General features: G+C 59.5%; 11 protein-coding genes. 7 read left to right on the top strand and 4 right to left on the bottom strand.

Features of this window, described 5'->3' with window-relative positions:
* Positions 1-3 precede the first annotated feature (3 nt).
* Genes OQ273_RS01885 through OQ273_RS01895 form a run of 3 tightly spaced genes read left to right on the top strand, consistent with a single transcriptional unit; the run spans position 4 to position 4,338 of the window.
* Positions 4-1,920 (top strand): AAA family ATPase, encoded by a 1,917-nt coding sequence (locus OQ273_RS01885; protein ID WP_267988775.1) that lies wholly within the window; start codon positions 4-6, stop codon positions 1,918-1,920.
* A complete protein-coding gene (locus tag OQ273_RS01890) occupies positions 1,920-3,221 on the top strand; it encodes a DUF6638 family protein (RefSeq protein ID WP_267988776.1) in 1,302 nt (433 codons plus the stop codon). The genes OQ273_RS01885 and OQ273_RS01890 overlap by 1 nt, the downstream gene beginning before the upstream one ends.
* Positions 3,214-4,338 (top strand): DUF2333 family protein, encoded by a 1,125-nt coding sequence (locus OQ273_RS01895; RefSeq protein ID WP_267988777.1) that lies wholly within the window; start codon positions 3,214-3,216, stop codon positions 4,336-4,338. Before OQ273_RS01890 ends, OQ273_RS01895 begins: the two co-directional genes overlap by 8 nt.
* 11 nt (positions 4,339-4,349) lie before the next feature.
* Here OQ273_RS01895 and OQ273_RS01900 read toward each other — a convergent pair whose 3' ends face one another.
* A complete protein-coding gene (locus tag OQ273_RS01900) occupies positions 4,350-4,811 on the bottom strand; it encodes an Lrp/AsnC ligand binding domain-containing protein (RefSeq protein WP_267988778.1) in 462 nt (153 codons plus the stop codon).
* Positions 4,812-4,923: 112 nt separating this feature from the next.
* Between OQ273_RS01900 and putA the strand changes: the two genes are divergently transcribed.
* Complete coding sequence (gene putA / locus OQ273_RS01905) at positions 4,924-8,031, top strand: bifunctional proline dehydrogenase/L-glutamate gamma-semialdehyde dehydrogenase PutA (protein ID WP_267988779.1); 3,108 nt, start codon at positions 4,924-4,926, stop codon at positions 8,029-8,031.
* A gap of 6 nt (positions 8,032-8,037) precedes the next feature.
* On the opposite strand, the gene OQ273_RS01910 is transcribed toward putA, so the two are convergent.
* From OQ273_RS01910 to OQ273_RS01920, 3 genes are all read right to left on the bottom strand, one after another.
* Positions 8,038-8,247 (bottom strand): hypothetical protein, encoded by a 210-nt coding sequence (locus tag OQ273_RS01910; RefSeq protein WP_267988780.1) that lies wholly within the window; start codon positions 8,245-8,247, stop codon positions 8,038-8,040.
* Positions 8,247-8,537 carry a putative quinol monooxygenase gene (locus OQ273_RS01915; protein ID WP_267988781.1) on the bottom strand — a complete coding sequence of 97 codons (291 nt, stop codon included), beginning with the start codon at positions 8,535-8,537 and terminating at the stop codon, positions 8,247-8,249. The genes OQ273_RS01910 and OQ273_RS01915 overlap by 1 nt, the downstream gene beginning before the upstream one ends.
* Positions 8,538-8,627: 90 nt before the next feature.
* Positions 8,628-9,791, bottom strand: coding sequence for an adenosylhomocysteinase (locus OQ273_RS01920; RefSeq protein WP_267988782.1), 1,164 nt, complete (start codon positions 9,789-9,791; stop codon positions 8,628-8,630).
* Positions 9,792-9,853: 62 nt separating this feature from the next.
* Here OQ273_RS01920 and OQ273_RS01925 point away from each other — a divergent pair, with 62 nt between their 5' ends.
* The 3 genes from OQ273_RS01925 (at position 9,854) to leuA (ending at position 14,475) form a co-directional block, all read left to right on the top strand.
* Positions 9,854-10,063, top strand: a complete 210-nt coding sequence (locus OQ273_RS01925) for a hypothetical protein (protein ID WP_267988783.1) — start codon at positions 9,854-9,856, stop codon at positions 10,061-10,063.
* A gap of 202 nt (positions 10,064-10,265) precedes the next feature.
* Positions 10,266-12,443 (top strand): anthranilate synthase, encoded by a 2,178-nt coding sequence (locus tag OQ273_RS01930; protein WP_267988784.1) that lies wholly within the window; start codon positions 10,266-10,268, stop codon positions 12,441-12,443.
* A 316-nt stretch (positions 12,444-12,759) separates the two neighbouring features.
* Positions 12,760-14,475: a 2-isopropylmalate synthase gene (gene leuA / locus OQ273_RS01935; RefSeq protein ID WP_425493324.1), complete on the top strand. Its 1,716-nt coding sequence runs from the start codon at positions 12,760-12,762 to the stop codon at positions 14,473-14,475.
* The last annotated feature ends 100 nt before the right edge of the window (positions 14,476-14,575 follow it).

Here is a 14,575-nt window from a genome sequence, read left to right on the forward strand (position 1 = left end):
CCTATGAGCCAGAATGCGGGATTGACCACGATCCACGAGGAAGATATTGCGCGGCATCTTTCGACAGCGCAGGGGATGATTTCACGGCTGGTGGTTCTTGAACGCGGTAGCGGACGATCCGGAACCGGGCTTGCCGGCACCGGCCGGCGGTTTGTTTCAACGGTTTCGACCGGATCGGTAAAGCGCACGCGCGAGGTGGAACTTGCCAAGACCGTTGCAGCCATCCGTCCGGACGATCCGATGCTGTCCATTTCTCAGCATACGTTGCTGTTCAGGGTCCGGCGCGGCCTTGCCGTTGCCCTGGCGCTGTCAGACAGTTTTGCCAAGCAGAGCGCCCTTGAGGCGCTTCAGGCGAAAAACTCGGCGGCACCGCTTTCAGGTGAAGCGGCAACTGAGTTCAAGGCGCTGCTTTCGGCCTCGGCCTATGTCGCGGCCTTTGCCTTTGCCGCCTACCTTCTGCAACTCATCGGCAGCGAGAGCGAACCGGTCAACGATGTGGACGAGCCGGATTTTCTCTTCGACACGCCGCAGGATGCCTTGAAATCGATGCTTGCGGGGCTCGATGCGGCGCTTGCCGAGGCGCGCGACGACGAAGCCCTGACAGCAAGGGCGAGAGCTTTTGCGCGCTCGGCAATCGAAGGGTTGCTGCAGCGCCGGTCCCGGTTTTCCGGACTGGCCGATTTTGCCGAGGTGCATATTCGTATCGAACAGGACGATTTCACGCTGGACGGTTTCGAAGTTACGCCAGGCGAACGCCGTAAACCGCTTTCGATGAGCTTCAAGAAGCCGGAGGAAATCATCGGCAACCACATTGCCAAATATCAGGCGATGAAACTTGCCAAGATGCTGGTTTCCTACGATTTCGACCGGCAGATGAACCCGTTTGTCGAACTGGGCGGTTTTCTGTTCACCTTCATCGGCGACGGCATGCCGGGGACAGGCAAGACGATCCTGATCCAGATGATTGCCGGGCTGATCAACGACTACTGCAAGATTGCCGGTTACCCGTTTCACTACGAGAATTTCGGCGTCGATCAAATTTCGTCCTACCAGGGCAAGTCCGGCCAGAACTGCAAAGCATTCGTCGACAATGTGATCAGCCCGCGAGCGATCGGTTTCGGCACCGTCGACGATATAGACCAGGTCGCTGCGAAACGGTCCGACGACCGCGCCTCCGCCGGACAGCATGAGGTGACGGCAGTGCTGATGGAGAGTTTTGCCGGTGCATCGACGGTGGTGCGCGGCAATTGCGCCTTCGGAATGTTTTCCAACTATCCGGAAAATGTCGATGACGCTCTGCGTCAGCGGGCCGGGGCGCGTTGGCTGGTCGATGGGCCGCAAAGCCGCGAAGACTATATCGATATCTTCGTTCTGCTTGCCGGACGCAACCACGACATTCCGCTTGGCAGGCACGATCTTTATGCCGGTCAGGAAATCAAAAACGCCGTTGCGACATCCTATTCCGGCCATGACGAGCCGAAGGAAGATGGCCTTGTTGCCGTCTGGGAGACCTTTCGAAAGGAGCGCGGCGATATCAAAACCATGGCGGATGTCGGCGAATATCTTTACCGGATCAAGCGGGCCGAACCGCGATTTACCGGCCGTGCCATCAAGAACATCACCGACGCCATCAAGATGAGGGCCATGGATATCGACCTGCCCGACGAATGGTTCGAGACGCCGGATGCTTTCATGCACAAACCCTACGATGCGAAAAAGGCGATGATCGAAGAGCTGCGCGGGCCGTTCTCGATCGAGATGGTGCTGCAGGAAATCAACCGGTATGGGGATTCGGAGTTCCGCTATACGGACAAGTCCGATGATGCGGCCGTCCAGGATATTATCCGCCGCGAGCGACAGCGCGAAAAGGCCGTGCGGGAAATTGAAGCCATGAAACGTGACGGGCATTGGGAGAACTGATGCAGCGCCTCGCCGAACACGATCTGATTCATGGACGATTGCTTGAGATCAGCGAGCCGCATCTGGTTGAGCGCTACAACAGGGCGCTGAAGGCCTTCGGGTTGCCGGCAACGCAGCTGGAACTCCTTCGCATCGATATGACGGGATATTCGCCGGAAGTGGCCGAAGAGCTTGGTGATCCGCTTTATCTTGATCCCAACGCTGTCAACCGGCGCTTCATCATCCTGTCGCCGGCGCAGGAAGGCCTGCCGGTGGTACACACGGCTTTTTCCAACACCGCATCGCTCATGCACGGATTTTTCGACGCCAACCGGCGGGCCATTCATGCGGTGACGATCCGCGATGTGCTCTATGGCGAGATCGAGGAGGATATTGTCGAGGTTCAGGACGTTGAGGACCTGCTGTCAATCCAGGAGGTGCGTTTTAATGTTCTTGCCGCCGACGACATGTTGGGCAAGGCGGAAGAGCTGCGCGAGCTCTCGGACCGGTTGCTCAGCGTGCCGGAAGCATGGCGCGATGATGCAATGATTGAACGCATGGTAGAGCTGGCGCAGCAGACGGGCGATATCCGCAAGAATACACTTGTGCCGGATAAGGTCATCTTCCGCCATGAGGCGTTCTGGTCCGGCCATTTCGGCGGCATATTCGTGTTTCTGGATGGCCGGAACACAACAGTGATCTGCGATCCGAATGCTCCCGGTTTCCGGCGCTCGCGGCCATGGCAGGTCGGCTATATCGCGCTTGACGATCACGCGCGGATTTTCGAGTTTCTTCAGCGCACCGGCCGTATCGAACTGCCGCGTGCCTCCTGGATCGATAAATCCGGATATTTGAGCCACAGGACCGATATGGTCTTGCATGACCTGATCCGCAGGAACGATGCCGAGGCCCGCTTCGACCGGATCGATGCCATCTGGCTGCAGACCTGGATTCACCGTCACGCCGGAGCCGTCGCCGAGGACGGTGTCTATCCGTTCCTGCAGGCGGCCAGCCGCCGGATCGCCGCCGATGGCGAATTTCCGCTTGACGAGGCCGATGCCACGCATCGTTTCCTGTTGGTGCGGGCGCGTGCCGATCACGCCGATCGTTGGCTGGTCAACCGCCTGATCAGCGTGCTCGTGCCGGCGGATTTTGTTTCACGGTTTGTCTTTGACAAGCAGGGGTTCTACAGCGCTTATGAGAGCTATTCCGACGGCTACAAGGACCATGTCGTCAAAACACTGAGCGACACCTATCTGCGGAACAAGAGGGCGTTCCGCGCCCGGCTTTACGGACTAGAAGAGGACAGAAGCGATGTTTGACCCGATCATTGCGTTTTTCGAACGGGTGTTCACCCTGATCGGCCACGGCATCGGCGTCGTGATTGCCTGGATTCTGTGGCCGTTCATGGTTGCCGGGCGCTGGTACCGCAGCAAGGGGTTTATCCTGAAAGCCATTGTCGGCGCCGCCGTGGTCGGGCTCGTTGTTCTTTATGCGATCTTCATTTGGCGTACGTTGTGGATTCGCGATTTCAACCCGGATTACGTGGCCGTCTACAATCTTGATGAGGCCGGCGTAAAAGCCGGCGATCAGCCGTCGATCGAAAACAGCAGCGCGACGACGCGCACCTGCTCGCGCTCGGTGATCGTTGATGTAACGGCGGATCTGATCGATTTCAATGTCGATCAGAATGCCTGGATTTCGTCGACTTTGCTCTACAAGGCGGGTTTCTTCGGTGTGCCCTGGGATTCGACACCTTTTCTGGACAACAAGGCATCCTTTCAGCGCGGTGTTCATCAGGCGGTTCAGCGCACGGCCATTGAGCTGGTGGATACGCTGGGCCGTGTGCGCGGCACGTCGCAGGTGGACCCGGATCTCGACCGCGCGCGCGGACGCATCCAGTACGACCAGTATACTTGGTATTTCAGCCTTTCGCCGTTCGGCCCGCTCGCACCGACGCCCGCCGCTTTCCGGGAGGGGCGCGACAAGCTTCGCGCCTTCAATGACAGGCTGGAGAGCTGCGATGCCGTGTTCGATGCGCGCGCCGACAATCTGATCAGCTTCATCGACCGGATCGCGAAGGATATCGGCTCTACGTCGGCCGCCCTGCGCGACCGATCGGCCGCCAGCAACGCCGGATGGTTCGATACGCGGGCCGACAACCAGTTCTGGTTCACATACGGGCAGCTTTACGCCTATTACGGTATCCTGAAAGCGGCCCATGCCGATTTTGCCGACGTTATCGAGAGCCGGCAGCTCGAGGATGTTTGGACGACGATGGAAGATCAGCTTCGCAAGACGCTGGATCTCAATCCGGTGATCGTCTCCAATGGCAGGGAGGATGGCTGGATCATGCCGTCGCATCTGGCAACGGTCGGCTTCTACCTGCTGCGGGTTCGCTCAAACCTCGTTGAGGTGCGCTCCATTTTGGATCGCTAGGCGGTGTTGCACTAAACCGGCAGGAACGAGGACGATTTGACCTCTTCCATCACCGCATAGGTGTGGGTCTCCCTGATGCCGGGCAGGGGCAGGATGACTTCGGACAGGAAGGCGCGGTAAGCGGCCATGCCGCCGACACGCGCCTTGACGAGGTAATCGAAGCCGCCGGCGACCATGTGGCATTCCATGACGTCATCGGAGCGTTTGACGGCCTCGGCGAAGGCCTCGAAGACATCGTCCGTCGTGCGATCGAGCTTGACTTCCACGAAGACCAGCAGGCCGCGTCCGAGCTTTTCAGGTGACAGGCGGGCCGAATAGCCTTCGACAAACCCCTCGCGAACCAAACGTTTGACCCTTTCCGCCGTAGCTGTCGGCGAAAGATGAACTTTTTCGGCCAGTTCCAGATTCGACAGCCTGCCCTGGCGCTGGAGCAGGCGGAGTATCTTGCGGTCGGTTTGGTCGATGGATTTCATGATTCTCTACTAACTTCATATAAGGTAGTGAATTTCGCTGAATATTTTTTCAACAATAGACACATACGCACATCAAGTCGAGCTAGAATGGGAAAAACACGGGAGAGACGCGATGAATGCCCCGCTATCCACGGTCGTGCCGCAGTTCTTGGCGCCCTATGCCGATGATGATGACACTTTGATCAGGCGCTTTGCCGAGCAATTGCAGCTTGATGACAGGCAGAACGCCGAGATCGACCGGCGTGCAACACGCTATATCCAGGCTATTCGCGACCGATCCGGCTCCATTGGCGGTGTCGAGGATTTCCTGCGCGAATACGGGCTGTCCACTCCGGAGGGGCTGGCCATGATGGTGCTCGCCGAAGCGCTGCTGCGCGTGCCCGATGCCGGTACCCAGGACAAGCTGATTGAAGACAAGCTGAAAGAAGGAAACTGGAGCGCGCAGGACGGGCAGGGCGATACCTGGTTTGTCGCGGCCTCAGCCTGGGCGCTTGGCATGACGGCGCGGGTGATCAAGCCGGGCGAGACGCCGGAATCGCTGCTGCAGGGGCTTGTCAAACGGCTTGGACTTCCAACCGTACGCACGGCGACCAAGCAGGCCATGCGGTTTCTCGGACATCATTTTGTGCTTGGAGAAACGATCACGGCTGCTCTCGGCCGTGCTGAAAAGAGCGAGGAGCGCGGCTTTCGCCATTCCTTCGATATGCTGGGCGAGGGCGCCCGCACCGCGGCCGACGCTCAACGCTACTGGCAGTCCTATGCGGATGCCATCGAGGCGATCGGCAAGGCGGCGGGCAAGACGACATTACCCGATCGTATGGGCATTTCCGTCAAACTGTCGGCTTTGCATCCGCGCTATCACGCGACCCATCGCGAGAGGGTGATGGGAGAACTTGTCCCAAGTGTTCTGAGACTTGCACAGAGCGCCAAGGCGTATGATCTCAACTTCACCATCGACGCCGAAGAGGCGGACCGGCTCGAATTGTCGCTGGAGGTAATGGCGCAGGTCTTCAGCGATCCCTCGCTCGAAGGATGGGACGGGTTTGGTCTTGCCGTTCAGGCCTACCAGAAGCGCGCGCCGCAGGTGCTCGATTTTGTCGATGCGCTTTGCCGTCAAACCGGCCGGCGCATGATGGTGCGGTTGGTCAAGGGCGCCTATTGGGACACGGAAGTCAAGCTGGCGCAGGAACGCGGGCTGGACGACTATCCGGTCTATACGCGCAAGGCGGCGACGGATGTCTCCTACCTTGCCTGCGCCCGGCAGATGCTGGATATGCGCGAACGCGTTTATGCCCAGTTTGCCACGCACAACGCGCTGACCGTCGCCATGATCCTGGAAATGGCAGGCGAGGACCGCAGCGGTTTCGAGTTTCAGCGGCTGCATGGCATGGGCGAGTCGCTTTACGACGCGGTGGCTGAAAACAATATTCCGGTTCCGTGTCGGATTTATGCGCCTGTCGGCGGCTATCGCGATCTGCTTGCTTATCTCGTGCGCCGGCTTCTGGAAAACGGCGCAAATTCATCATTCGTTGCTGTCGCGGGTGATGCCAGCGTGCCCATCGGTGAATTGCTTGAACGTCCGCTCGACCAGCTCGGAACGGCGAACGGGAAAAGCGCCCGGCACAGCGACATTCCGTTGCCGCGCAATATCTACAGGGACCGGCCCAACAGTTCGGGGCTTGAGTTCGGCCACCGCGCCCAACTTCGGCAATTGTGCGAGGGCATGGCCGGCGCTGACACCCTGGTTGCCGCAAAGCCGCTCATTCCGAGCGTCAAGGTACATGGCGGCAGCGTCGATGTGCGCGCGCCGGCTGAACCCGGGCGTGTTGTCGGAACGATTTCTCAGGCGCGGGTGGCGGATGTCGAGGCTGCCATGAAAGCCGCGCGAAAAGGCTTTGAGCGCTGGTCGCGCATGCCGGCCGATGAGCGCGGCGCGGTGCTGGGCACCGCCGGTGACCGGCTTGAGGCCGAACGCGACCGGTTTATGGCGCTGTTGTCGCTGGAAGCAGGAAAGACCCTCGATGACGGCATTGCCGAAGTGCGCGAGGCGGTGGATTTTTGCCGCTACTATGGACATCAGGCGGAGCTGCTGTTCTCAGAACCCCGGCTCATGCCGGGGCCGACGGGCGAGGAAAACCGCTATGGCTGGCGCGGGCGCGGCGTTTTTGCCTGCATCAGTCCATGGAACTTCCCGCTGGCGATCTTTCTCGGTCAGGTGACCGCCGCGCTGGCGGCCGGCAATGCGGTGATCGCAAAGCCGGCGGAACAGACGCCGCTTGTTGCCCATGAGGCGATAAAGTTGCTGCATGCGTGCGGCGTGCCTGAGGATGTCCTGATCTATCTGCCGGGTGACGGTGAAATCGGCGCGGCGCTTGTTTCCCACCCGCATATCGACGGCGTGGCATTTACCGGGTCGACGGCGACGGCGCGGGCAATCAACCGCACGCTTGCCGCCAAGGACGGACCCATCGTTCCCCTCGTAGCGGAAACCGGCGGTCTCAATGCAATGATCGTTGATGCGACGGCTCTGCCGGAGCAGGTCACCGACGATGTCATCATGTCCGCCTTCCGCTCCGCCGGTCAGCGTTGTTCGGCCCTGCGTATCCTGTTTCTTCAGGAGGACGTTGCCGACCGTGTGCTCGAGATGATCGAGGGTGCGACCCGGGAACTGCATCTCGGCCTGCCGCAGAACCCCGACACCGATGTCGGCCCGATTATCGATGAAGGCCAGAGGTCGATGCTCGCCGCACATATCGAGGACATGAAACGGACCCAGACGGTCAGGTTTTCGGGCAACCCACCGGATGAGGGGACCTTTTTTGCCCCGCATATCGTGGAACTGGACAAGGCCTCGGCCCTGCGTGAGGAAGTGTTCGGTCCCGTCCTGCATGTGGTGCGATGGGCGGCGGGAACTCTTGACCGCGTACTCGATGACATTGATGCCAGTGGTTACGGCCTGACGCTTGGTGTACACACACGCATTGAATCGCGTGTTGCCAAGGTGATTGACCGTCTTGATACCGGAAATGTCTATGTGAACCGCAACACGATCGGCGCCGTTGTCGGAACGCAGCCATTTGGCGGTTCGGGGCTTTCCGGCACAGGTTTTAAAGCGGGCGGGCCGCATTATCTTTACCGCTACGCGCAGGAGCAGGTGGTATCGGTCAATACGGCTGCCGCCGGCGGCAATGCAAGCCTCATGGCGATCGATGACGACTGACGTGTTCTAGCTCTTTATCCGCTCCAGATCCCGGCGCACCCACTGCTCAAACGCGTAAGCACCATGGGATTCGGCGATCTCCAGCGTACGGGTCAGGCGTTCGCGCCTGATATCCTGCGCCTTGCTGTCGCCGGTTGCGGATGTCCCGGCTGAGATGTCGGCGTCGGCACAAGAGTGAGGTTCCAGCCACACAGGCTCCGCAGAAACCCCGCTCATCAGCCGATATACGTCATTTCGTGCAAGGTGAAGTCCGCGACAGCGCCTTCCGTGGCTTGCGAATAGGCGGCAAGATGCGGGGCGTTCATGTGGGCTTGCCACAGGTCCCGCGAGGTCCAGTTCTCGTAAAACATGAAATGCGCCGGATTGTCATTGTCCTGATGCAGGTCGTATTGGAGGCAGCCATCCTCGACGCGGGTCGGCGCCACAAGTTTTTCCAGTTCCGACTTTATCAGGTCGATCTTGTCTGGCTGGGCGTAGATATGCGCGACGATGGTCAGCTTTGTCATGTCTGGTCTCCTTATTGTGTTTGGTCCCGATTTAGCCTGTTACGTCAGCGGGATAAACAGGCGTGAGACAATTATCCGTCCGGACTGTTTCTAGCGGTGACGGTCCAGATAGGCCTCGGCGATTTCGGCGTCGATCGCTGGGGGGACCGGAACCACGCAGTCGTCTTTGCTCGCCTTTCCCGATGCGATGTGCTCCAGGCAGCGGGCCTGAAGGGCAAAACCGAGATCCATGGATTCGATGGAATTGCCCAGCGGGCGCGGCCCGGCGAGGTTGGCCATATGGCCACCGGCCAGAATGTGGACCGTGCGCCCGCCTTTCAGATGCAGGGTTTCGATGTCCTGCTCTTCGAAGCGATCCCGTGCCACAACCTGCGGGCTGTGCAAAAGGTCCGAGACGGCGATTTCGGTGGGGAAATGACCGCCATTCATCAAGACGGCTCCGTCCTTCATTGCACCAAGGTCATCGGCCGTAATGACATTGACCGCTCCGGTTTCCGTCACAATCACATCCGCGGTTCGGATGGCATGGTCGCGGGGTGGTGTCAGAAACCCGTCAAAATGAGCCTCTAGCGTTGTGACGGGATCTGCATCGACGACGCTGACATTGGCGCTGGCATTCCTGAAATTGGCCGCGACGCCGCGGCCGCAGGCGCCATAGCCGAACACGGTGACCCGTTTGCCGTTGGTCGACCGGTTGGTCAGGCGCATATAGCTCTCAAACATGCTTTGTCCGACGGCATGACGGTTCTCGGCAAATTGCTTGATGGGGCTGTCATTGATGACGAGGATCGGCCTTTGCAACTGTTCGCGCATGGGGGCCAGACGCATGCGCCCTGAAGTCGTTTCCTCCGTTCCGCCGAGCAGCTCCGGATAGGGTGCCTCCGCGTAGATGGCGAAGAGATCTCCTCCGTTGTCGAGGATCAGATCGGGCTTTTCGGCAATGACGCGGTTGAGTGAAAGATCATGCACCGACTGGTCCATGGTCTGTTCGGCGATCACCTCGATCCCGTGCTGATGCAGATAGTCCACCGTGTCGGGCTGCGTGCTGTTGAGATTGCCTGTTGCGACGATCCTGGCGCCGCCGGCATGGAGCGTGCGAAGCAGGATTGCCGTCTTCGGCTCAAGGTGAATGCCTGTCCCGATTGTCATGTCCCGAAAGGGTTTTGTGCGGGCAAATTCCGCTTCTATGCCCGTTAGCAAGTGGCAGCCTGCCTTGACCCAATCGATGCGCGATCCTTCTTTTCCGGTACTCATGGCGATAACCTGCAATCCGTGATCTTGAACCATGTCTGCGTGTGGTCGCAGCTTAACGGAATGTGCCGGTCAGACAAATCTTCAAGGGCACGCATGGGACGGAGGCCGGCCCGGGGCCTCGGGCCGGTCAGGCGGCGACGCGCGATGCGGATGGGATGAAGGCTGCCGTCGAAGCAGAGTTTGCTGAACGGTTCAATCCGGCGGAGTTTGCGGAGTTGCGCCGGCTGCGCAAGCGGATTGCCGAAGACGCAGGGTCCTCCGGCCCGGTTTGATGAATCGGAAAACACGGCTTGCGCCGGGCGGCGTTGGGCGTTAACACATGGGCATGAACTGCGCACGGAACATCAATGCAAACTGGTGGTGGGCTCGCTTGTAGCGGCCTTTGCCAAGTTGTGCGCAACACTTGCCAAGCCGCTGAGGATAACCCCGGCGGTTTTTTTGTGGCCGGGGCTCAGTTTTTGAGGAACAGACGAGATGACGGCAGCAAAGACCGATGAAACAAGCGACATCATTGTCACACGTGGCGGAGTGGAGATCAGTCGCACGCGCACGGGCATATCCTATGCGGGCGCGATCGATGCCTATATTGACGGACTCGACAGCCGGCGCGGCGCCGTCTTTTCTTCCAACTACGAATACCCGGGGCGCTATACACGCTGGGATACGGCGATCATCGATCCGCCGCTTTCCGTTGTCGCAAAGGGCCGCGGCATGCGGTTCGAGGCGCATAACGAGCGCGGCGAGGCGCTTCTGGATATGGTGGAGCGGCGGTTGGGGCGGCTCTCGGAAGTCACGGTTGATGAGCGCAAGCGCCGTCACATTGCCCTGACCGTTGCCGCTCCCGACCGGTCCTTTACCGAGGAAGAACGCTCACGGGTGCCGACGGTTTTTACCGTGCTTCGCGCGATCACCGATCTGTTCTTCACCGAGGAGGACAGCAATCTCGGGCTCTATGGTGCTTTCGGATATGATCTGGCCTTCCAGTTTGACCATGTTCCGCTTCATCTGGACCGGCCTGAGGATCAGCGCGATCTTGTGCTTTTCCTTCCAGATGAGATTTTGGTGGTTGATCACTATTCTGCCCGCGCCTGGGTCGACCGCTACGACTTTGCCCGCCGGGGGTTCACAACCGCGGACAAGTCGCGGGAGGTGGAAGCACGGCCCTTTGAACCCTCAACGCAAGACCCGCCGCGAGCCGACCACAGGCCCGGTGAATACGCCGAACTTGTGCGCAAGGCCAAGGAAAGCTTCAAGCGTGGCGATCTTTTCGAAGTGGTTCCGGGGCAGATGTTCTTTGAACGCTGCGCAAGCCCGCCATCGGCCATATCCCGCCGGCTGAAAGACACCAATCCGTCGCCCTATTCCTTTTTCATCAATCTCGGCGAAGGAGAATATCTCGTCGGCGCATCGCCAGAGATGTTCGTGCGGGTCAATGGCCGCCGGGTGGAAACCTGCCCGATCTCCGGCACGATCAAGCGCGGGGACGATGCCATCTCCGATTCGGAGCAGATCCTCAAGCTTCTCAACTCAAAGAAGGACGAATCCGAACTGACCATGTGTTCCGATGTCGACCGGAACGACAAGAGCCGCGTGTGCGTGCCGGGTTCGGTCCGGGTTATCGGCCGGCGTCAGATCGAGATGTATTCGCGCCTCATCCATACGGTCGATCATGTCGAGGGCCGGCTGCGTGACGGCATGGACGCTTTCGATGCATTCTTGAGCCATGCGTGGGCCGTCACGGTGACCGGTGCTCCCAAACTGTGGGCGATGCGGTTCATCGAGGAACATGAGAAGAGCCCGCGCGCCTGGTATGGCGGGGCAGTCGGCATGGTCAATTTCAACGGCGATATGAACACCGGGCTGACGCTTCGCACGATCCGTATCAAGGACGGTATCGCGGAGGTCAGGGCCGGTGCGACGCTGCTGTTCGATTCCGTGCCGGAAGAGGAAGAGGCCGAAACCGAGTTAAAGGCATCGGCGATGCTGGCGGCGATCCGGGATGCGGGCCAAAGCAACGAGGCTGCGGCCTCGCGCAGCGCCAGCAAGGTCGGCGAAGGTGTAAAAATCCTGCTCGTCGATCACGAAGATTCCTTCGTTCACACGCTTGCCAACTATTTCCGCCAGACCGGCGCCGATGTGACGACCGTACGCACGCCGGTTGCCGATGCCGTCTTCGACGAGGTCGATCCGGATCTCGTTGTCCTGTCGCCGGGGCCCGGAAGCCCAAAGGATTTCAACTGCAAGGCAACGATCAGGAAGGTCAAGGAACGCAAGCTGCCACTGTTCGGCGTGTGCCTCGGATTGCAGGCGATCACCGAGGCCTATGGCGGCGAGTTGCGGACACTGGCCGTGCCGATGCACGGCAAACCTTCGCGCATCAGGATCAATGAGCCGGGTATCGTCTTTTCCGGTCTCGGCAGGGAAGCGACCGTCGGGCGATACCACTCGATCTTCGCTGATCCGGCAACGTTGTCGAAGGATTTTTCAATCACCGCGGAAAGTGAGGACGGGACAATCATGGGGATCGAACACCGCACCGATCCGGTTGCGGCCGTCCAGTTTCATCCTGAATCCATCATGACCCTTGGCCAGGATGCCGGCATGCGTATGATCGAAAATGTCGTGGCGCATATGGCGCGCCGTAAGGATTAGTCAGCCCGCCGCATTTGCCGCAGGTGATTTGTTTGTTGCCGTCGGCGGGTGAGGCGTCTATAACGCTCGCCATGAAATTGGTACCGGTCAGAGCATTGATGAAGTCTGCTGAAGGTCGCGCTGTCGAGCCGCCTGCGGATTTGCATGGCCTATCGCTTCTTCTTCTCGGCCTTAGTGGCGATCGCCGGGCTCGTTAGAGGAGCGTCCGGCGGTCGATACGCCACCGGCACACGCTCCTTTTCTCAACAGAAATAATGATCAATTCCAGCCCGGCTCAAGGTGCCGAGGTCAGGATGACAGACGAACGAGAGAAAACATGACAGCCACCGATCCGTCGATGAACAACAATGCAAAGAGCGGCATGTCGCATGCGCCGCGAAAATATCAACCCTATCCGCTGACCGGTCTTGACGACCGCACATGGCCGTCAAAGCGTATCGAGAAGGCGCCGATCTGGTGCTCGGTCGATTTGCGTGACGGCAACCAGGCCCTCGTCAATCCGATGGGTCACGACCGCAAATGGCGCATGTTCCAGCTCCTGCTCGATATGGGCTTCAAGGAAATCGAGATCGGGTTTCCGTCTGCGTCCCAAACGGATTTTGATTTTGCGCGCTGGTGCATCGAGGAACATGACGTTCCCGAGGATGTCTCGCTTCAGGTGCTGGTGCAATGCCGCCCCGAGTTGATCACGCGCACCTTCGAGGCGCTTCAGGGCGCCCACAAGCCGATTGTGCATTTTTACAATTCCACCAGCGAGCTGCAGCGACGGGTGGTCTTTGCAAAGGATGTTGCCGGGATCAAGCAGATTGCGGTCGACGCCGCCAAAATGATCACCGATATGGCTGCCGATGCCGGCGGCGGGTTCCGCTTCCAGTATTCGCCGGAGAGCTTTACCGGGACCGAGCTGGAAGTGGCGCTCGAGATCTGCAATGCGGTGACCGAGGTCGTTCAGCCGACACCGGATAACAAGCTGATCATCAACCTGCCGTCGACGGTGGAAATGTCGACACCCAACATCTATGCCGATCAGATCGAATGGATGTGCCGCAACCTTGACCAGCGTGAAAACCTGATCATCTCGCTGCATCCGCATAACGATCGCGGCACCGGAATCGCCGCCACGGAACTGGGTCTCATGGCGGGCGCCGACCGGGTGGAAGGCACGCTGTTCGGCAATGGCGAGCGCACCGGCAATGTCGATGTCGTGACGCTGGCGCTCAACATGTACACGCAAGGGGTGGACCCCAAACTCGACTGCTCGGACATAGAGCGGATCAAGAAGGTCTACGAATACTCCAACCAGATGGTTATCCCGGAGCGCCATCCTTATGTCGGTGAACTCGTCTATACGGCGTTTTCCGGCTCGCACCAGGACGCCATCAACAAGGGTATGAAGGCGATCAGGGCTGCCAATACCGAGACTTGGGAGGTTCCCTACCTGCCGATCGATCCTCAGGATGTGGGGCGGACCTATGAGGCGATCATTCGCATCAACTCCCAGTCGGGCAAGGGCGGTATCGCCTATGTCCTGCATGAGGATTACGGCTTCAACCTGCCGCGTGGTCTACAGGTCGAATTCCAGGGCGATATCCAGCGCATCACCGATGAGCGGGAAGAGGAAATGCCATCCCAGGCGATCTATGAGCGTTTTATGGAGCGTTATGTCGACCAGCCCGGTGGACGGATAACCTATGTCGATCACCACACTTTCCCTTCGCTGGAAACCAAGGGCGTGCGTGAGGTCGAGGCTGTGATCAAGGATCGCGGTAAGGAGATCAAGATTACCGGGCAGGGGACCGGCCCCATCGACGGCTTTGTGCATGCCCTGTCGCTTCACACGGGGCTCGATCTGACCGTCGCGGACTATTCCGAGCACTCGTTGCAGCACGGCGCGAATGCCGCTGCTGTCTGCTACATGGAAATCGAACATCCGGGCGGCCGGCTCTTTGGCGTCGGCATCAGCACCAACATTGTCGCGGCCTCGCTCGAGGCTGTTGTGTCGGCGGCAAACCGGCTGCTTGGTGGTGACTAGACGCGAATCCGCTTGGCGCATGTCCTAGGTCAGGTTGTTTCCACCTGACGTGCGCTTGCAACCAGACCCGACGACTTCACTCCGATGCAGACGCTTTTGC

It is taken from the genome of Hoeflea prorocentri (assembly GCF_027944115.1).
GTDB classification, from domain to species: domain Bacteria; phylum Pseudomonadota; class Alphaproteobacteria; order Rhizobiales; family Rhizobiaceae; genus Hoeflea_A; species Hoeflea_A prorocentri.